Source organism: Streptomyces sp. NPDC085927 (genome assembly GCF_044540975.1).
Taxonomy (GTDB): Bacteria; Actinomycetota; Actinomycetes; order Streptomycetales; family Streptomycetaceae; genus Streptomyces; species Streptomyces hirsutus.
On the sequence record NZ_JBITSN010000003.1, the window covers coordinates 424,879 to 443,435 of the forward strand.

General features: G+C 72.3%; 16 protein-coding genes. 8 read left to right on the forward strand and 8 right to left on the reverse strand.

Features of this window, described 5'->3' with window-relative positions; translation table 11 throughout:
* Positions 1–46 precede the first annotated feature (46 nt).
* A complete protein-coding gene (locus ACIF80_RS11020; RefSeq protein WP_399802195.1) occupies positions 47–3,454 on the reverse strand; it encodes a S41 family peptidase in 3,408 nt (1,135 codons plus the stop codon).
* Between the two features lie 258 nt (positions 3,455–3,712).
* Between ACIF80_RS11020 and ACIF80_RS11025 the strand changes: the two genes are divergently transcribed.
* The 5 genes from ACIF80_RS11025 (at position 3,713) to ACIF80_RS11045 (ending at position 8,741) form a co-directional block, all read left to right on the forward strand.
* Positions 3,713–4,309: a TetR/AcrR family transcriptional regulator gene (locus ACIF80_RS11025; protein WP_399802642.1), complete on the forward strand. Its 597-nt coding sequence runs from the start codon at positions 3,713–3,715 to the stop codon at positions 4,307–4,309.
* A gap of 234 nt (positions 4,310–4,543) precedes the next feature.
* On the forward strand, positions 4,544–6,781 hold the full coding sequence (locus ACIF80_RS11030; protein WP_399802645.1) for an MMPL family transporter: 2,238 nt from the start codon (positions 4,544–4,546) through the stop codon (positions 6,779–6,781).
* Between the two features lie 143 nt (positions 6,782–6,924).
* Positions 6,925–7,476, forward strand: a complete 552-nt coding sequence (locus ACIF80_RS11035; protein WP_399802197.1) for a YbaK/EbsC family protein — start codon at positions 6,925–6,927, stop codon at positions 7,474–7,476.
* Complete coding sequence (locus tag ACIF80_RS11040) at positions 7,473–8,318, forward strand: EamA family transporter (protein WP_399802199.1); 846 nt, start codon at positions 7,473–7,475, stop codon at positions 8,316–8,318. The genes ACIF80_RS11035 and ACIF80_RS11040 overlap by 4 nt, the downstream gene beginning before the upstream one ends.
* A gap of 138 nt (positions 8,319–8,456) precedes the next feature.
* Entirely contained in the window at positions 8,457–8,741 is a 285-nt protein-coding gene (locus ACIF80_RS11045) for a DUF1876 domain-containing protein (protein ID WP_399802201.1), read from the forward strand.
* Positions 8,742–8,779: 38 nt separating this feature from the next.
* Here the strand turns inward: ACIF80_RS11045 and ACIF80_RS11050 are convergent, their stop codons facing one another.
* From ACIF80_RS11050 to ACIF80_RS11065, 4 genes are all read right to left on the reverse strand, one after another.
* Positions 8,780–9,976, reverse strand: a complete 1,197-nt coding sequence (locus ACIF80_RS11050) for a serine hydrolase domain-containing protein (RefSeq protein ID WP_399802204.1) — start codon at positions 9,974–9,976, stop codon at positions 8,780–8,782.
* Between the two features lie 112 nt (positions 9,977–10,088).
* Positions 10,089–10,883 carry an energy-coupling factor ABC transporter ATP-binding protein gene (locus tag ACIF80_RS11055; RefSeq protein WP_399802207.1) on the reverse strand — a complete coding sequence of 265 codons (795 nt, stop codon included), beginning with the start codon at positions 10,881–10,883 and terminating at the stop codon, positions 10,089–10,091.
* On the reverse strand, positions 10,883–11,644 hold the full coding sequence (cbiQ, locus tag ACIF80_RS11060) for a cobalt ECF transporter T component CbiQ (protein ID WP_399802209.1): 762 nt from the start codon (positions 11,642–11,644) through the stop codon (positions 10,883–10,885). Before cbiQ ends, ACIF80_RS11055 begins: the two co-directional genes overlap by 1 nt.
* Position 11,645: 1 nt before the next feature.
* On the reverse strand, positions 11,646–12,755 hold the full coding sequence (locus tag ACIF80_RS11065; protein WP_399802212.1) for an energy-coupling factor ABC transporter permease: 1,110 nt from the start codon (positions 12,753–12,755) through the stop codon (positions 11,646–11,648).
* 215 nt (positions 12,756–12,970) lie between these two features.
* Between ACIF80_RS11065 and ACIF80_RS11070 the strand changes: the two genes are divergently transcribed.
* Positions 12,971–13,342, forward strand: a complete 372-nt coding sequence (locus ACIF80_RS11070) for an SsgA family sporulation/cell division regulator (RefSeq protein ID WP_399802214.1) — start codon at positions 12,971–12,973, stop codon at positions 13,340–13,342.
* A gap of 57 nt (positions 13,343–13,399) precedes the next feature.
* On the opposite strand, the gene ACIF80_RS11075 is transcribed toward ACIF80_RS11070, so the two are convergent.
* The 3 genes from ACIF80_RS11075 to ACIF80_RS11085 all read right to left on the reverse strand — a co-directional run bounded on the left by ACIF80_RS11075 (position 13,400) and on the right by ACIF80_RS11085 (position 17,600).
* Complete coding sequence (locus ACIF80_RS11075; RefSeq protein WP_399802217.1) at positions 13,400–15,070, reverse strand: penicillin-binding transpeptidase domain-containing protein; 1,671 nt, start codon at positions 15,068–15,070, stop codon at positions 13,400–13,402.
* Positions 15,071–15,211: 141 nt separating this feature from the next.
* Positions 15,212–16,864 (reverse strand): penicillin-binding transpeptidase domain-containing protein, encoded by a 1,653-nt coding sequence (locus ACIF80_RS11080; RefSeq protein WP_399802220.1) that lies wholly within the window; start codon positions 16,862–16,864, stop codon positions 15,212–15,214.
* Positions 16,865–17,198: 334 nt separating this feature from the next.
* Positions 17,199–17,600 carry a hypothetical protein gene (locus ACIF80_RS11085; RefSeq protein ID WP_399802223.1) on the reverse strand — a complete coding sequence of 134 codons (402 nt, stop codon included), beginning with the start codon at positions 17,598–17,600 and terminating at the stop codon, positions 17,199–17,201.
* An 81-nt stretch (positions 17,601–17,681) separates the two neighbouring features.
* On the opposite strand from ACIF80_RS11085, the gene ACIF80_RS11090 reads away from it, so the two are divergent.
* Complete coding sequence (locus ACIF80_RS11090; RefSeq protein WP_399802224.1) at positions 17,682–17,996, forward strand: hypothetical protein; 315 nt, start codon at positions 17,682–17,684, stop codon at positions 17,994–17,996.
* A gap of 164 nt (positions 17,997–18,160) precedes the next feature.
* A complete protein-coding gene (locus ACIF80_RS11095) occupies positions 18,161–18,481 on the forward strand; it encodes a hypothetical protein (protein WP_399802648.1) in 321 nt (106 codons plus the stop codon).
* Positions 18,482–18,557 lie beyond the last annotated feature (76 nt).

Genomic DNA, 18,557 nt, shown 5'->3' on the forward strand with positions numbered 1-18,557 from the left:
GACGTACTGAAGCGGGAAGGGGCGCCTCGGCGGAGGCGCCCCTTCCTCACGTCGCCCTCGGCGGCAGCTTCGGGCGGGAGCGGTCGGGGACGTCGCTGTAGGTCGGGGGAACGGCCGGGGGCTCGGACTCCAGGAGTTCCAGGGCCAGTCGGACCGCGTCGTCCAGTACGGCGTGCCGGCCCTCCGCCCAGTCCAGCGGGGTGCGCAGGGCCTCCAGGTCGGGGGTGACACCCTTGTTCTCCACCGACCAGCCGTACGCGTCGAACCAGGCCGCGTTCATCGGCACCGTGATCACCGTGCCGTCCCCCAGCCGGTGCCGGCCGGTCATGCCGACCACCCCGCCCCAGGTGCGCTGCCCGACCACCGGCCCCAGCCTCAGCAGCTTGAACGCGGCCGTGATCATGTCGCCGTCGGAGCTGGTCGCCTCGTCCGCGAGGGCCACCACCGGCCCGCGCGGGGCGTTGGCCGCGTACGACACGGGCTGGGCGTCGCGGGTGAGGTCCCAGCCGAGGATGGTGCGGGTCAGTGTCTCCACGACGAGTTCGCTGATGTGGCCGCCGGCGTTGCCGCGCACGTCCACGATCAGGGCCGGGCGGGACACCTCCATGCGCAGGTCGCGGTTGAACTGGGCCCAGCCCGAGCCGCCCATGTCGGGGATGTGCAGATAGCCGCACCGGCCGCCGCTCAACTCCCGTACCACGACACGCCGTTTGGCCACCCAGTCCTGGTAGCGCAGCGGACGCTCGTCGATCAGCGGGACCACGGCGACCCTGCGGGGCGGGCCCGCGCCCTCGGCCGGGGCGAACGTCAGCTCCACCGTCGTACCGCCCGCCCCCGCGAGCAGCGGGTAGGGCCCGGTGACCGGGTCCACCGGACGGCCGTCGACATGGGTGAGGACGGCGCCCTCGCGGATGCCGGTCCCGGCCAGCGGGGAGCGGGCCCTGGAGTCCGAGGAGTCGCCGGGGAGGATCCGCTGGACCGTCCAACCGCGCTCGCGCGGCACGAGGTTGGCGCCGAGGAAGCCCTGACGGCGCTGGTAGTGCGGCGGGCCCTCGTTGCGGCGGGCGGCGGTGACGTAGGCGTGGGAGGTGCCGAGTTCGCCGAGGAGTTCGCGCAGCAGGTCCGCGAACTCGTCGGGGGAGGCGACCCGTTCGACCAGCGTGCGGTACTGGGCGAGCACCGCGTCCCAGTCGATTCCGCACATGCCGGGTTCCCAGAAGTAGGACCGGGTCAGCCGCCCGGCCTCCTCGTACGCCTGCCGCCACTCGGCCCCCGGGTCGGCCTCGTGCAGGATGCGGCGGACGTCGATCCACACGGTGGAGTCGCTGTCGCCCGGCTCGGTCGCGGGCACCGCGCGCGGCTCGCCCTCGTCCGCGACGACCAGCCGGGTGCCGTCGCCGCTGACCGCGAAGAAGTCGAGGTGCTCGACGAGTTCGGACTTCTTCGCCCTGCTGATGGCGAAGTGCTCCAGCGTCGGCCGGCCGCTGGTGTCGTCCGGGTTGGCGAAGGTCTCGCCGAGCGCGCCCGAGATCGGCCAGCGCAGCCAGACCAGCCCGCCGCCCGCGACCGGATGCAGCGCCGAGTACTTGGAGGCGGCGACCGGGAAGGGGGTGACCCTGTTCTCCAGGCCCTCGATCTCGACGGCGACCGCGCCGCTGTCACCGAGGTCCTCGGTGTCCTCGGCCTCCACCGGGTCGAGGCCCCCGGCGGCCGGCCGGCCCTCGGGACTGAGGGCGAAGGGGGAGGGGGTCGCCGACGACAGCGGCACCAGGTACGGGCGGCACCCCAGCGGGAAGGACAGGTCGCCGGTGTGCACGTCGTACACCGGGTCGAAGCCGCGCCAGGACAGGAAGGCCAGGTAGCGGCCGTCCCGGGTGAAGACCGGGTTCTCGTCCTCGAAGCGGCCGTTGGTGACGTCGAGGACCAGCCGGTCCTTCATCCGGGCCAGTTTGATCTGCCGCAGCGACCGCCCGATGCCGGGATGCGACCAGGTGAGCCACCCGCCGTCGGGCGAGAACGCGAGGTCGCGCACGGGGCCGTTGACGGACCGGATCAGCTCGGTGACCCGGGCGCCGGGGGCCGCCCCGCCACCGGAACCTTCGCCGGAGCCCCCGCCGTCACCGCTCTCGGCGTTCTCGGCCTCCGTCCCCTCCGTCTCCGCCGCGTCCTCTTCCGCCTCCCCGCCCTCCTCGCCGGTGTCGACGAGCAGCAGGCGCCCGTCGTGGGAGGCGACGGCCAGCCGCCCGCCGCCCGGGTCGGCGACCATCTCCAGCACCCGGCCCAGCTTCCCCGAGGCCAGCCGCCGTGCGGGGCGCTGGCCGCTCGCCCGGGGCAGGGTGGCGATCTCGATGGCGTCCTCGCCGTCGGCGTCCGTCACGTAGGCCACTCGGCCGCCCGCGCCGAGCATCTCCGGCAGCCGTACCCGTACGCCCGGGGTGTCCGTGAGGGTGCGGGCGGGGCCGTCGCGGTGGGTGAGCCAGTACAGGCTGCCGCGTACGACGACGGCGCTGGCCCGGCCCGTCTCGTCCACGGAGATGCCGTCCAGGTGGTGGGCGGCGGGCACCTGGTAGCGCCGTCGCCCCGCGCGCGGCCCGCTCAGCCTGACGTCGAGCCGGCGCGGCACGGAGCCCGGGGACAGGTCGTCGACGATCCACAGGTCACCGGCGCACTGGTAGACGACCCGGCTGCCGTCGCTGGAGGCGTGGCGGGCGTAGAACGCGTCGTGATCGGTGTGGCGGCGCAGGTCGGAGCCGTCGTACGCCACGGAGTACAGGTTGCCGACGCCCTCGTGGTCGGAGAGGAAGGCGACCCGGCCGCCGACGAACATCGGGGAGTGCAGATGCCCGTCGACGGCACCGGTGCCACCGGTCCCCTCGGCGGCCTTGTCCGTCCCGTTGAGCAGCCGCCGTCCGTGCAGCCACAGCCTGCCCGTCGCCCCGCCCCGGTACCGCTTCCAGGAGGCCGGTTCGTGCGGCGGGGTGCCGGTGAGCAGCAGGGTCTGCCGTTCCCCGCCGACGTCGGCGACCTGGAGGTCGGTCACCGGGCCCCAGGGCAGTTTGCGGCCCGGGCTGCCGTCGGAGGAGAGCTTGTAGGCCCAGGTGAAGTACGAGAACGGCTCGCCGTGCGAGGCGACGGCGAGGATCTCGGCGTCCCCGTCCCCGTTCGGGGGCGCCCAGCCGCAGACCCGGGTGTCGGAGGTGCCCCAGTAGGTGAGCCGGCGTCCGGGGCCGCCGTCCACCGGGACCAGGTGGACCTCGGGGGCGAGGCTGCGCCAGCTCGTGTACGCGATGTGGCGGCCGTCGGGGGAGAAGCGGGGGTGGCCGAGTTTGGCGCGGTCGACGGTGAGCCGCCAGGCCCGGCCGCCCGGGGCGTCGAGCGGGGCGAGCCAGAGATCGTCCTCGGCCACGAAGCACAGCAGGTCACCGTTGAGGTGGGGCAGGCGCAGATAGCTCACCACCCCATGCTTTTCCGGGGGGCGGGCCACAGCAACTCGTGCGAAACCATGACGGTTCTCCGGACGTGACCCAGCACACGTACGAAACGGTTTCGTTCTCATAGGGCCTTGGGTACATTCGTCATGTACGAATCCGCGCACGAGGTCGCATGCGAAACCACGTAGGCGACGGCGGACGTACGGCAGTATGTGTACCGACGCGTGTCGTGTGACGCGGTGGTACGTCCGACAGGGACGAAGGAGCGGGAGGTGAGCGGGATGGCCGAGGTCGCGACCGTGCGGCGCAGCCGGATCACCCCCGAGCGCGAGGCCGAGCTGTACGCGGCCGTGCTCGACCTGCTTCGCGAGGTCGGGTACGACGCCCTCACCATGGACGCCGTGGCCGCCCGCACCCGGTCCAGCAAGGCCACCCTCTACCGCCAGTGGGGCGGCAAGGCCGAGCTGGTGGTGAGAGCCATGCGGAGCCAGAAGCCCGGCGTCATCAGCGACATCGACACCGGTTCCCTTCAGGGCGACCTGCACGGCCTCATCGGCCAGGACGACTGCGTCATGGAACAGAACGCGGCCCTGATGCGGGCGCTCGCCATGGCAGTGCAGACGAACGAGGACCTGCGGCGGGCCTTCAAGGCCCTGCTCGTGGAGCCCGAGGTCGCGGAGTTCCAGGGGATCGTCCGGCGCGCGATCGAGCGCGGCGAGGTCCGGGCGGACAACCCGGCGCTGGACTACATGGTGCACATGCTCGTCGGCGCGTTCGCCACGCGGGCGCTGATCGACGACCGGCCGCCCACGCGGGAGTTCCTCATCTCGTACATCGACGCCGTGGTGCTCCCCGCCCTCGGCGTGTCCCCTCGCTGACCGGCGCACCCCGACGGTCGGCGATCACCACCCGTATCTCCCGCACCACCCGTATCTCCCGCACCACCTGTTTTTCCCGCACCATCCCCCACCTCGGTACCACCCTTCCCCTCACCTCCACCTGACGGACGCCACCTCCCCCATTGCCTTAAGGGCATGGGTGGTACCCCCATCGTCGTCGGGCTGATCTCCCCTGCCCTGAAGCATCCACGACCTGACCGGGAGTACTCCCTCGTGGCCACTTTGCTCTACCGACTCGGCCGTTTCGCCTTCAGGCGACGGCACTTCACAGCCCTGTTCTGGGTGGCGCTGCTGGCGCTCGCGGGCGTCGGCGCGGCCGGCGCACCCGTCGCGGGCAACAGCTCGTTCTCCATCCCCGGTACCGAGGCCCAGAAGGCCTTCGATGTGCTGGAGGAACGTTTCCCCGGTGCCAGTGCCGACGGAGCGACCGCACGCGTCGTCTTCAAGGCGCCCGCCGGCGAGAAGATGACCGACGCCGGCAACAAGGCGATCGTCCAGGACACCGTCGGGGAACTCTCCGACGGCTCCGAGGTCGCCCGCGTCACCGACCCGTACAAGGGCGGAGGCGTCAGCAAGGACGGCACCGTCGCCTACGCCTCGGTGAGCTACCAGGTCTCCGGCATGGAGCTGGAGGAATCCTCGCGCGACTCCCTCGAGACCGCCGCCGACGGGGCCCGCGACGCCGGCCTGACCGTGGAGATCGGCGGTGACGCGCTCCAGGCCGTCCCGGAGACCGGTGCCACCGAGATCATCGGTATCGGTGTCGCCGCGGTCGTCCTGGTCATCACCTTCGGCTCGCTGGTCGCGGCCGGTCTGCCCCTGCTCACCGCGCTCATCGGCGTCGGCATCGGCGTCGCGAGCATCACCGCGCTGGCCTCGACCCTCGAACTCGGCTCCACCACGTCCATCCTGGCCACGATGATCGGCCTCGCCGTCGGCATCGACTACGCGCTGTTCATCGTCTCCCGCTACCGCGCCGAACTGGCCGAGGGCCGGGAACGCGAGGACGCGGCGGGACGCGCCGTCGGCACCGCGGGCTCCGCCGTCGTCTTCGCCGGCCTCACGGTCGTCATCGCCCTCGTCGGCCTGTCGGTCGTCAACATCCCGATGCTCACCAAGATGGGCATCGCCGCCGCCGGCACGGTCGCCATCGCCGTCCTGATCGCCCTCACCATGGTCCCGGCGCTGCTCGGGTACGCGGGCCGCAGGGTCCGCGCGGCCGGCGAGAAGGGCAGGCGGCGCGGGCGCGAGGACGGGGAGAAGGAGAACGGGACGGCGCAGGAGAAGGCGCAGCGCCAGAACCTGGGCACCCGCTGGGCGCGCTTCGTCGTACGGCGCCCCGTGGCCGTGCTCCTGCTCGGCGTCGTCGGCCTCGGCGCGGCGGCCATCCCGGCGTCCTCCCTGGAACTGGGGCTGCCCGACGACGGCTCGCAGCCGACGTCCACCACCCAGCGCCGCGCCTACGACCTGCTCTCCGAAGGCTTCGGCCCCGGATTCAACGGCCCGCTCGTTGTCGTGGTCGACGCCAGGAACAGCGACGACCCGGACGCCGTCTTCCAGCAGACCGGCGACGACATCAAGGCGCTCGACGACGTCGTCTCGGTGAGCCCCGCGGCACCCAACAAGGCCGGTGACACGGCGACGATCACCGTCGTCCCGGACTCCAAGCCCTCGTCCGTGGCGACCGAGGACCTGGTCCACGACATCCGGGACGCCGGGGCGGACGTCAGGGCCGACACCGGCGCGGACGTCCTGGTCACCGGTGCCACGGCGATGAACATCGACGTGTCGCAGAAGCTCAACGACGCGCTCGTCCCGTACCTGACCCTGGTCGTCGGACTGGCGTTCCTGCTGCTGATCGTGGTCTTCCGGTCGGTCCTGGTCCCGCTCAAGGCGGCCCTCGGATTCCTCCTCTCGGTGATGGCCGCACTGGGCGCCGTGGTCGCGGTCTTCCAGTGGGGCTGGCTGTCCGGCCTGATGGGCGTGGAGGAGACCGGCCCGGTCATGTCGATGATGCCGATCTTCATGGTCGGCGTGGTCTTCGGACTGGCCATGGACTACGAGGTGTTCCTCGTGACCCGGATGCGGGAGGCCTACGTCCACGGCGAGAAGCCGGACGAGGCCGTGGTGACCGGCTTCCGGCACGGCGCCCGTGTGGTGAGCGCGGCCGCGGTGATCATGATGGCGGTCTTCGCCGGCTTCATCGGCTCCAGCGAGTCGATGGTCAAGATGATCGGCTTCGGTCTCGCCATCGCCGTCTTCTTCGACGCGTTCGTCGTCCGCATGGCGATCGTGCCGGCGGTCCTGGCTCTGCTGGGCAAGAAGGCCTGGTGGCTCCCGAAGTGGCTGGACCGCGCCCTGCCCAACGTGGACGTCGAGGGCGAGGGTCTGCGCACCGACGCCGACAAGAAGGGCGGCAGTCCGGACGACCGGGACCTGGTCCGCGTCTGACAGCCGCACCACACCGCAGAACCAGCCGGTGAGGGCCCCGTGGGGACGGGGAGCCCTCACCGGCTTCCCTGCGCGCCCGACGTGCCCGGCGACGGGGACAACTCGGTCGCCCGCCCCCTGCGGCGACCGCTAGCGTGCCCCGCATGACGACAGCCGCCACTGACAATGAGGGCTCCGCGGCCCACCCCCGATTCGCCGAGGCCCTGCGGGAGATGGGGCTCGCGGAGGTGATCGGGCAGGTCCGGCGCTTCCCCGACGCTGCCCGTACCGCCCCCGAGGCCGCCGCCGCGATCGGCTGTGAACTCAGCCAGATCTGCAAGTCGCTGATCTTCGCGGCATGGGGGTCCCCCCTGCTCGAGGGGAGTCGAGATCTCGGGGGAGGTGTACCGGTGCTGGTGCTCATGGACGGCGCTTCCCGGGTGGACCTGGAACGGGTCCGGCAGGAACTCGGCGCGCGGAAGGTCACCCGCGCGAAGGCCGACGTCGTACGGGAGACCACCGGGTACGCGATCGGCGGCGTGCCGCCCTTCGGACACCGCACCACGACCCGCGTCCTCGCCGACCGCTCCCTCCTCGACCACGATCTCGTGTGGGCGGCAGCCGGCACTCCGTACACCGTCTTCCCGATGGAACCCAAGACGCTGATCGCCCACGCCGGCGGCATCCTGACGGACGTGCGCGAGCGCTCCGAGTGACCCCGCTGGTCACCGTAGCCGTCCTGTTCGCCGCGGTCACCCACGCCGGCTGGAACGCCATCGCGCACAGGATCACCGACAAACTGGTCGGGTTCGCGCTGATCTCCGGAGGCGGGCTGCTGATCGGGCTGGCCATAGTGCCGTTCGTACCGTTCCCGGCGGCCGGGGCGTGGCCGTACCTGTTCTGCTCGGCCGCCATCCACATCGCGTACTACGCGCTGCTGATGAAGTCCTTCCGGCTGGGCGACTTCGGCCAGGCGTACCCCATCGCCCGGGGCAGCGCGCCTCTGGTCGTCACCGTCCTCGCCGCCGTCTTCGCGCACGAGGTGCCGGACGGCTGGGCCGCCGCCGGGATCGCCCTGTCCTGCGCGGGCCTGACCGGCGTCGCCCTGTGGGGGCTGCGCGGGCACCGGCCCGACTGGGCGGCCATCGGAGCGGCGCTGGCGACCGGACTGACCATCGCGGCGTACACGGTCGTCGACGGCCTCGGCGTCCGCGCCTCCGGTTCCCCCCTCGGCTACATCGCCTGGCTGATGGCGATCCAGGGCACGGTGATCCCGGCCTACGCCCTCTGGCGCTGGCGGCGGCGGACGGGCGCCCTGCTCCGGCCGCACGCCGGCCTCGGACTGCTCGGCGCCGCACTGTCGGTCACCGCGTACGCACTCGTCCTGTGGGCCCAGACCCGGGCCGAGCTGGCTCCCATCGCGGCCTTGCGGGAATCCTCGGTCATCGTCGGTGCGGCGATCGGGGCCCTGTTCTTCAAGGAGCGCTTCGGCGCCCCGCGCATCGCCGCGGCCGGGCTGCTGGTCGTCGGGATCGGGCTGATGCTGCGCGCGGGGTAGGCCGGGCGGGCTGCTTCGACGTCCGCACGTGGGGACGGACCGCTCGTCCCCAGGAGCGCGTCGCGCGCCGGGCAGGTGCGCCCGGCCGGTGCGGGGCGCACCCTGGAACCAGGGAGCAGGTTTCCGGAGGTGACCGTCATGACGAACACCGTGCACACCACCGTGGGGTGGCACGTCGAGCTGGAGTTCACGGAGGACGAACAGCACACGAAGGCAGCCGCGATGGTCCGGTTGCCCGACGGGACCGAGGTGCGCGGGCACGGGCGCGCGACCCGGCACCACACCGACGCGAATCAGCCCCGGGTCGGGGAGGAGGTGGCCGGTGCGCGGGCGCTGAACGAACTTGCGATGCAGTTGCTCACCAAGGCGCACGACGAGATCGACGCGGCGTCGGGCCGCATCTCGCACCCGATCCACGCCTGATCGGCGGTCGAGCGCCTGATCGGCCGTCGCGTGCCTGATCAGCCGTCGAGGGCGGACCGTACCGCCCGTACCAGTGCCTGGGCTCTCGGGTCCGCCGTCACGGTCCTGCGGAAGCCGTTGGTGACGTAGCCGAAGGCGATGCCCGTCTCCGGATCGGCGAAGCCGAGGGAGCCGCCGCGGCCGGGATGGCCGAAGGAGCCCGGGGCCAGGAAGGGCGACGCGCTGCCGTGCAGCATGTAGCCGAGGCCGAAGCGGGTGTCGACCATCAGGACGCGGTCCGGGCCCGCCGATTCCTCGGCGCGGGCGTGTGCGACGGTGGCCGGGTCGAAGAGGCGTACGCCGTCGACCGGCCCGATGAGTGAGGCGTAGAAACGGGCCAGCCCGTCCGCCGTCGCGATGCCGTTGGCCGCGGGGTGGGGCACCGCCCGGAACTCCGGGTCGTTGTGGTCCGGGAACGGGTCGATCGCGGCGAAGGCCCGGCGGGTGACGGAGGCGGGGTCGTCGTAGGCCTCGGTGACCGAGCGCTTGGGACGGGCGCGCAGCGCGCCGGACGGCTCGGGTCCCTCGACCGGGCCGACCCTGCCCACCCGGCCGGCCTCCGCGTCCGGCAGGCCCAGCCAGAAGTCCAGCCCCAGGGGAGCGGCGATCCGCTCCGCGATCCACGCACCGGCGCCCCGGCCCGACACCCGCCGTACCAGCTCGTCCAGCAGCCAGCCGTAGGTGAGGGCGTGGTAGCCGTGGTCCGTGCCCGGCTCCCACACGGGCGCCTGGGCGGCGACGGCCTCGGCGCCCCGCAGCGGGTCGAGCGCCTCGCGCGGGGTGAGCGGGCGGTTGAGGAGAGGGAGCCCGGCCCGGTGGTTCAGCAGGTGCCGGACGAGCACCCGTTCCTTGCCCCGGGCCTTGAACTCGGGCCAGTAGTGGCCGACGGGCGCGTCCAGGTCCAGCTCGCCGTCCTGGTGGAGCAGCAGGGGTACGGCGGCGGCGACGCCCTTGGTCGCCGAGCGGACGATCTGGGCCGTGCCCCGCTCCCACGGCTCGGCGCCGGTGCCATCGGCATCGACGGCGGTACCGCCGTCGACGTTCTTCGCGCCGGCCCACAGATCGACGACCCGCTGCCCTTCCCGGTACACGGCGACGGCCGCGCCCCGCTCCCCGAGGCGCTCGAAGTTCCTTTCGAACGCTTCCCCGACGGGCTCGAAGCCCTCGGTCACCGTGCCGTGCACCTCGACGCCCACGTCCGTCGATCCCTTCCGTTCGCCCGCTGCCGGGCATGCGCCTGCGACATGGGGTGCAACAGAGGCCTCCCGCCCGGGATTCCTCACCCCGTGGGGACGGCGGCGACAGGCCCTAACGGGGTGTGGCCGGCACCGAGCGGGGATCGAAGCCGTACGGCAGCTCCAGGCGGTTCGCGCGCATCAGGGTGTCGTCGGCGAGCAGGTCCGCCGTCCGGCCGTCCGCCGCGATCACTCCGTCGCTCAGGACCAGCGAGCGCGGGCACAGTTCCAGGGCGTACGGCAGGTCGTGCGTGACCATCAGGACGGTCACGTCCAGCGAGCGCAGGATGTCGGCCAGTTCGCGGCGGGAGGCGGGGTCCAGGTTGGAGGACGGCTCGTCCAGGACCAGGATCTCCGGCTCCATCGCCAGCACCGTCGCCACGGCCACCCGGCGCCGCTGCCCGAAGGAGAGATGGTGCGGCGGCCGGTTCCCGAACCCGTCCATGCCGACCAGGCCCAGCGCCCGGCCCACCCGTTCCTCCAGCTCGGCGCCCCGGAGCCCGGCCGCCGCGGGACCGAACGCCACGTCCTCCCGCACCGTGGGCATGAAGAGCTGGTCGTCCGGGTCCTGGAAGACGATGCCGACCCGGCGCCGGACCTCGGCCATGTGCTCCCGGCCCACCGGCAGTCCGGCCACCCTCACCGTGCCGGTACCGCCGGCCAGGATGCCGTTGAGGTGCAGCACGAGCGTCGTCTTGCCCGCGCCGTTCGGGCCGAGCAGCGCCACCCGTTCGCCGCGCACGATCGAGAAGTCGACGCCGAAGAGGGCCTGGTGGCCGTCCGGATAGGCGAAAGCGAGCCCGGAGACCTCCAGAGAAGGAGGGGAGGACGCGGGAGGAGGCGGAGGAGTCGCTGTCACGGGACCCATCACAGCACCCACCCCAGCACGCAGACGACCAGGGCGGCGGACGGGAGGGCCAGTGCGTACGACCACTGCGCCCGGGAGACGGTCACTTCGTCGATGACGGGCATCGAACCGGCGTAGCCGCGGCTGATCATGGCCAGGTGCACCCGCTCGCCGCGCTCGTAGGAGCGGATGAAGAGCGCGCCCGCCGACTTCGCCAGCACACCCCAGTGCCTCAGGCCCCGCGCCTCGAAACCGCGGGACCGGCGGGCGATCGACATGCGCCGCATCTCGTCCGTGACGACATCGCCGTAGCGGATCATGAACGAGGCGATCTGCACCAGGAGCGGCGGCAGCCTCAGGCGCTGCAGGCCCAGCAGCAGCTCGCGCAGTTCGGTCGTGGCGGCGAGCAGGACGGAGGCGGCGACGCCCAGGGTGCCCTTGGCCAGCACGTTCCAGGCGCCCCACAGCCCGTTGACGCTCAGGGACAGGCCGAGGACCTCGACCCGCTCGCCCTCCGCGACGAACGGCATGAGCACCGCGAAGGCGACGAACGGCACCTCGATCAGCAGCCGCCCCAGCAGGAACCCGGCCGGAACGCGGGCCGCGTACGCGACGAGGCCGAGCAGCACCGCGTACGCCCCGAACGCCCACATCGCCTCGCGCGGGGTGGACACCACGACCACCACGAAGGCGAGGACCGCGGCGAGCTTGGGGTGCGGGGGGAGCGCGTGCACGGGGGAGCGCGCGTGCCGGTACAGCCGGTGGACGTGGCCGCTGCCCATGTCAGACGTTGCTGCCGGTGCCGGTGCCGGTGCCGGTGCCGGTGCCGGCGTTCGTGTGCGCCGGCGGGGCCGCGTCGGACGTCTCGTCCGAGCGCCGTCGGCGGACCACCCAGAAGACCCCGGTGCCCGCGACGACGGTGAGGCCGACGCCGATCACGCCCGCGAGGCCGCCGGAGAGGCGGGCGTCCTCGACGTCCTTGACGCCGTAGTCGGCGAGCGGGGAGTCGGCGGCCGCGTGCTCCTCGGCCCGCTCGGCGATGCCGTGGTCGGTGGCGACCCGCTCCAGGCCGTCCGGATCGGCGGAGGCGTAGAAGCTGACGAATCCGGCGAGGACCAGCGACGTCATCAGCCCGGCGATCCAGACGGTGCGCCGGGAGCGGGTGGCGGCGTCCGGGGCGGGCACCGGCCCGGCGTCCGGGGCGTCGACCAGCTCGCCGTTCACCCGCAGCTTGAGCTTCTGTCCGAGACCGCGCGCCCCGTACACCAGGTCCGGGCGTACGGCGAGGACGGCGCCGACGGTCAGTGCCGTGATCACGGCCTCACCGAGCCCGATCAGCAGGTGCACGCCCACCATGGCGGTGGCGACCTTGCCGATCGGGACGTCGGCGGTGCCGCCGATCGCGTAGATCAGGGTGAAGGTGATCGCGGAGGCCGGGACGGAGACCAGGGCGGCGGCGAAGGACGCGGCGGTCACCGAGCGGCGGGTGCGCGGCAGCACCTTCACCAGCCCGCGGAACAGGGCGTAGGCGACGACCGTCGTGACGAGCGCCATACAGGTGATGTTCACGCCGAGCGCGGTCAGACCGCCGTCGGCGAAGAGGATCGCCTGCATCAGCAGGACGACGGAGACGCACAGGACCCCTGTGCAGGGGCCCACGAGTATCGCGGCGAGCGCACCGCCGAGCAGATGACCGCTGGTGCCTCCCGCGACCGGGAAGTTCAGCATCTGCACGGCGAAGACGAACGCCGCCACGAGGCCGGCCAGCGGTGCCGCCCGCTCGCTCCCGAGTTCGCGGCGCGCGCCGCGCAGGCTCACGGCTACGGCACCGGCGGCGACCACCGCGGTGGCGGCGGACACGGGGGCGTCGATGAATCCGTCGGGGACATGCACTGTTCGATGATGCTCGCTCCTGCAACAAGGTCGCAAGAGCGAGTGGTTCGTCTTGGTGCACCTTTGACCGCGCCCGTGACCGTGCCTGTGACCGCGACCATGGCCGCGCTCGTGACCGTGCCTGTGCGGAGAGTCGGATTCCGGAATCTGTGCGACATTGGGGGGAGGGTGGGTATACGGCTTTCGTACAGGTAGCGCACCGTAAGGGGCCACTCATGAACGTAGTCGAGCAGTACGCACGCGCCCAGCTCGTCACGGACGCGGACGCCTCCCAGGCCCTGGACCGCGGAACGGTGCCGGTCAGGCTGGTCTACGACCCCGAGCGCGACCCCCGAACCGTGTGGGTGAGGCTGACCGGTACCCCCACTCGCGAGTGGACCCTGCCCCGTGACCTGCTCGAACACGGGCTGCGCACTCCCATGGGCCGCGGTGACGTGCGGGTGTGGCCGTGCGGCCGTGTGCAGACGATCGTGGAGTTCCACTCGGCGCAGGGGGTGACGATGGTGCAGTTCGAGACGAAGGCCGTGACGCGGTTCCTGCGCCGCACACACGTGGCCGCGGCAGCCGCCGAACCGATCCCGCACTGACGGACGGCCCCGCTGCTCCGGGAGAGGCCCCCGGAACAGCTGCCGATCTGCCGCCGATCAGCCGCCGAGCTTCAGCAGGCTCGCCACGATCGGGCCCGCCGTGGAGCCACCGTGGCCGGCCGCCTGTACGACGCCCGCCGCCGCGAGGTCCCCGCGGTAGGCGGTGAACCAGCCGTTGGGCTTCTTCTGCCCGTCGACCTCGGCCGAGCCGGTCTTGGCACCCTTGTCACCGCCGACTCCGGCCATCGCCTTCGCCGCGGTGCCGCTGGTCGCCGTGTACGACATGAGCTGCCGCAGCTGCGTCGCGGTCCCGGCCGACATGGTGCGCGAGGCGGTGGCCAGCTTCCGGCCGTCCACCTCCGGTGACACCAGGTACGGCTGGTGGAACTCGCCCGCCTTGACGGTCGCCGACACCGACGCCATGTTCAGCGGGTTCATCCGCACGCCGCCCTGGCCGATCAGGGAGGCGGCCATGGGGGCGTCCTTCTGCACCGGCACCGAGCCGTCGAAGGACGAGACCCCGATCTGCCAGTCGTCGCGCGAGAGCCCGAAGACCTGCTGGGCCTGCTTGGTCAGGTCGTCGTCCTTCAGCTCGGGCGCCTGGCTGATGAAGGCGGTGTTGCAGGAGGCGCCGAAGCTGTCGCGGAACGTACCGCCCTTGATCTCGAACTTGTCGAGGTTCTGGAACTTCCAGCCGCCGTAGCTGGAGTACTTCGGGCACGGGTGCTTCTCGTCGATGGACGCGAGGCCCTTCTCGATCAGCAGCGAGGCCGTGAGGACCTTCATCGTCGAACCCGGGGCCAGCGACCCCTGGAACGCGGTGTTGAACCCGCGCGAGGAGTTCGCGGCGGCGAGGATCTCACCGGTCGACGCACGCATCACCACCACCGACGACTTGGCCTTCTTGGCCACCTGCTCCTCGGCCGCCGCCTGGAGTTCCGGGTCCAGCGTGGTCCTCACCGTGCCGGGGGTGCCCTCGCTCAGCTCCAGCACGGTCCTGTCGGAGGCCTCCGCCTTCTTGGACTCCTTGCCGCGGACGACCCGCAGCTCGATGCCGGCCTCGCCGCCCGCCGACTTGCCGTACTTCTCGCGCAGCCCGTCGAGGACCGGACCCAGGGACGGGTAGGTCTTGGTGGTCAGCTCGCCGCCGTCCCGGTCCAGCGCCTTGATCGGCGGGGTGTCCGTTTCGCCCGTGACCAGCTTGTCGCCGTCCTTGAGGTCGGGGTGCACGACCGTGGGCCGCCACGCGACCCGCGGCTCGCCGTCCCCGTCCCGGCGTACGACGGTCAGCCTGCTGTCGTACGCCAGCGGCTCGGCGATCTCCTTGTACGCCACCGTGCCCTTGACGGAGAACGGGACCTCGATGCCGGTGCGGGCGCCGGCGGTGAGGGTGACGTCCTCGACGCGGGCGTCCTCGGCGTAGCCGGTGAGCAGGGCGGTGGCCGCCTCCGGGTCGTCGGTGGCATCGGCGGCCTCGCTCACCTTGCCCTGCTGCCAGGCGGTGAGGAAACGGTCGGCCGCGGCGGTGACCTCGGCGGCGGACAGCGGACCGCTCTTGGCCCTGGCCTGCTGGGTGGCCGATGTCCGGGTGCCGTCCTCGGTTCCGGACCCGCTCCCGAACAGCGCGTAGGCACCGAGTCCGGTACCCCCGACGACGACGGCGATCACTCCGCCGAGCACGACGGGGTTGGTCTTCCGTCGCTCGGCGACGCGCCTTCTGTTGCCCACTGCTGTTCGATCCTCCGCAAAGTCCGCCGAGCCGCCGGCCGTACTGTCGTGCCGTCACATGGTCATACCGGGCCGATGGGCGTCGATGCTCCCAGGCCAATGACGGCCCCAGCCTAGAGTCCCGCCTTCCGGGCGTCGCGCTCAGCCGCCCGCTCGTAGCACAGCTGCGACAATCGGACCGGCCGCGTCGCCGCCGTGGCCGCCCTGCTGGGTCATGGCCGCCGCCGCGACGTCGCCCCGGAAACCGGTGAACCAGCTGTCGGAGGTGGCGTTGCCGTCGACCTCGGCGGAGCCGGTCTTCGCCCCGATGTCGCCGCCGAGACCGGACATGGCCTGCGCGGCGGTGCCCTGGGTGGCCGTCAGGCGCATCATCTGCTTCAACTGGCTCGCGGTACCCGCCGGCAGACCCTTCGCCTGCGCCAGCTGCCGGCCGTCGAGCTCCGGGGAGACGAGGTACGGCTGGCGGAAGGTACCGGTGATGGCGGTGGCCGTCACCGACGCCATGTTCAGCGGGTTCATCTGCACCTGACCCTGGCCGATGGCGTTCGCCGCGCGGTCCGGGCCGCTGACGGCGGGGACGCTGCCGTCGAAGGAGACGACGCCGGTCGCCCAGTCGTCCCGGCCGAGCCCGAACCGCTCCTGCGCCTCCTGGGTGAGCGAGGCGTCGGTCAGCGGGTCCTCGTCGATGAGCTTGATGAAGGCGGTGTTGCAGGAACGCAGGAAGCTGTCGGCGAGGGTGGCGCCCTCGTTCGGCTCCATGCCGGTGAGGTTCTTGAAGGTCTGGCTCTGCCAGGTCGCGGTGGGCGGACAGGGTGCCGGGCCGTTCATCGAGGCGACACCGTTGTCGATGAGCAGGGCTGCGGTGATGATCTTCATGGTGGAACCGGGGGCGACCCGGCCCTGGAACGCCGCGTCGAACCCGTCCTCGCGGTGGTTGGCCACGGCCAGCACCTCGCCGGTGCTCGGCTGCACGGCCACCACCGACGACTCGGCGAACTCCTTCACCGCCTTCTCGGCTGCGGCCTGCACGCCCGCGCTGAGCGTCGTGCGCAGCTTGCCGGGCTTGCCCTTCGCGAGGGTCACCAGCGTGGAGTCGCCGGCGCCGGCCCCGCCCGCGGAGCCGTCGGCGTGCCGGATCGCCAGCTCGATGCCGGGGGTGCCGCCCGCCTTGTCGCCGTACTTCTCGCGCAGGGTGTCCAGGACCGGGCCGAGAGAGGGGTACTTCTCCTCCGTCAGCACCGTGCCGTCCCGGCCCACGGCCTCGATCGGCGGCTGCGCGGCCTCCCCGGTGACCAGGGTGTCGCCGTCCTTGAGCTCCGGGTGGACGACGGACGGCTCCCAGTCGACCAGGGCCCGCCCGGTACTCTTCCCGCGCACGACGGTCAACTCGCTCTTGTAGGCGAGCGGTTCGGACTTCCCGTCGTACGAGACGGTCGCCTTCACACGGAACGGCACGGTGGCGCCGGCGGGCGTACCGGGCGTGATCTCGACGTCGGCTATGCGGGCGTCCTCACCGTAGGCCGCCAGCAGCGGGGCGGCGCCCTCGGCGTCGTTCGTGTACGACGCCGCCTGCGTTGCCTCCCCCTTCTCCCAGGCCGCGAAGAACGTCCCGCTCGCCTTCTCGACCTCCTCCTTGTCCGGCGGCCCGGACTTCTTCGTCACGGCCGCGTCCGAACCGCCGCCGCCCCCGTCGCCGTTCACCGCCGACACGATGTTGTAGACCCCGTATCCGGCCCCGCCCACCATCACCGCGAACACACCACCGATGACGGCGGTCTTGACCCCCTTGCCCATCGGGCGTTTCCCCTCCCCCGCCGGACCCCCACGTCTTCTGAACGTGTTCAGAAAGTTCGGCGAGTGAGCACTCTACGCACAAGGAGTGACGGCAGGGGCGACTGTTTCCCTTTGTTGTCCGAAAGGAGATCGAGGCCGGCCGTCACCGACGAGAGCCCGCCCAACCCCGGACGCCGGGCGTGAAGTTCACGCTCCGAGACCCCGCACGTCCCGCCCCCTCCGCATGCCGCCGATGCCGAGCCCGGGGCAGTTCACCGGGTGCGCAGGCGTTTGCCACCCGTACACGCAGGCACTTGTCGGCCGGCGCGCACGGACAAGCCGTCGGTGCCCGCTGTCAGGACCGGGGCGGGCACCGGTCGGCGGCGCGTGAGAGGAGGTCGACGACCTGCAGGGCTCCGGCCACTTCGGCCGGGGCGGCTCGGGGGTCGATCCTGCGGGCGAGGGCGGCCGCGATCACCGCGAAGTCCTCACCCCGGCTGTACGGGGAGTCCAGGCCGGCTCCGAGGGGCTGCTCATGGCGGTCGGAGCGCTGAAGGCCGTCGCCGACCTTCCAGGACTCGGCCAGGACGAGGCCGGCCAGTTCGGGGAGGGACGCGTCGGCGAACCCGGCGCGGTACCGGTCGATGGTGTTGATGAGGGCGGGAACGCCCCAGACGACGAACGTGAAGTCCTGCATCGCCGTGGAGACCGTGACCCGACGGGTGACGGCCCGGCCGAGCAGGAAGGTCGTGGCCACGGAAGCGTGTGGACGCGGAGTGCGGCGGATGTCATGATCACGGCGGCGTCCGGAGCGGGTCCGGCGCGCAAGGGGGGAACCGTGCGGCTCTATCTCGCCATACCTTCTGTTCTGGTGGCGCTGCTTCTCGCCGCCTTGGGCGTAGCGGCGGTTACCCGTGGCTGGGTGCTCCCCATGAACCGGCGCCACGTTCGCCGCGTTCGCCTCTACGGCTGGGGGCAGTTGGTGGCTGCCTTCGGCCTGTGCTGTCAGGTGGTCTTCGGACTGGTGATCACCGACCCCGGCATCCGGGAGTGGGCGGCCCCGTCCGGCAGCGGGCTTCTGGTGGCCGGCCTCATCGTGATGACGGTGAGCCACCGCCCGGGCGGCAATCGACAGGGCAGCGACATGTCCTAGTAACCCAGTCCGACTTCGCGATCTTGCCGGGTGGTGGTGGGGGGAAGTGCCTCAGGTGGCGGTGAGTCCGGTGCTGCGCGTAGATCGCGTTGTGGGCCCGGGTGCGCCCCATGGCATTACCGGCATGTCTGTGCGTCTTCGTGCGCCGAGCACTGCCGGAAGCGATGCGTGCCCGCGACAAGGCCGCGGTGAGTGCCCTGCGCGCAACACTTGCCGCGCTGGACAACGCCGAGGCGGTGCCCGTGGACGAAGCCGAGCTCCGCGGTTCGGCCATCGAGCATGCGCCGGTCGGCGCCGGCGCCACCGAAGCGGCGCGGCGTGAGCTGAGCGAGCGCGGCGTGGTGGATGTCGTGCGAGCCGAGGCCGCCGAGCGCCTGGAGATCGCGGCGCAGTCGACTGCGCCCGCGCACGCCGACCGAGCCGCGCGGCTCCGCGCCGAGGCCGCCGTACTGCTTCGCTTCCTCGACGGCCCCGGCGCCGCGTAGGAAAGGACTGCCGGCGGCCCACAACGACCGGGGGGGGGGGGGGGGGGGGGGGGCCCCCCCCCCCCCCCCCCCCCCC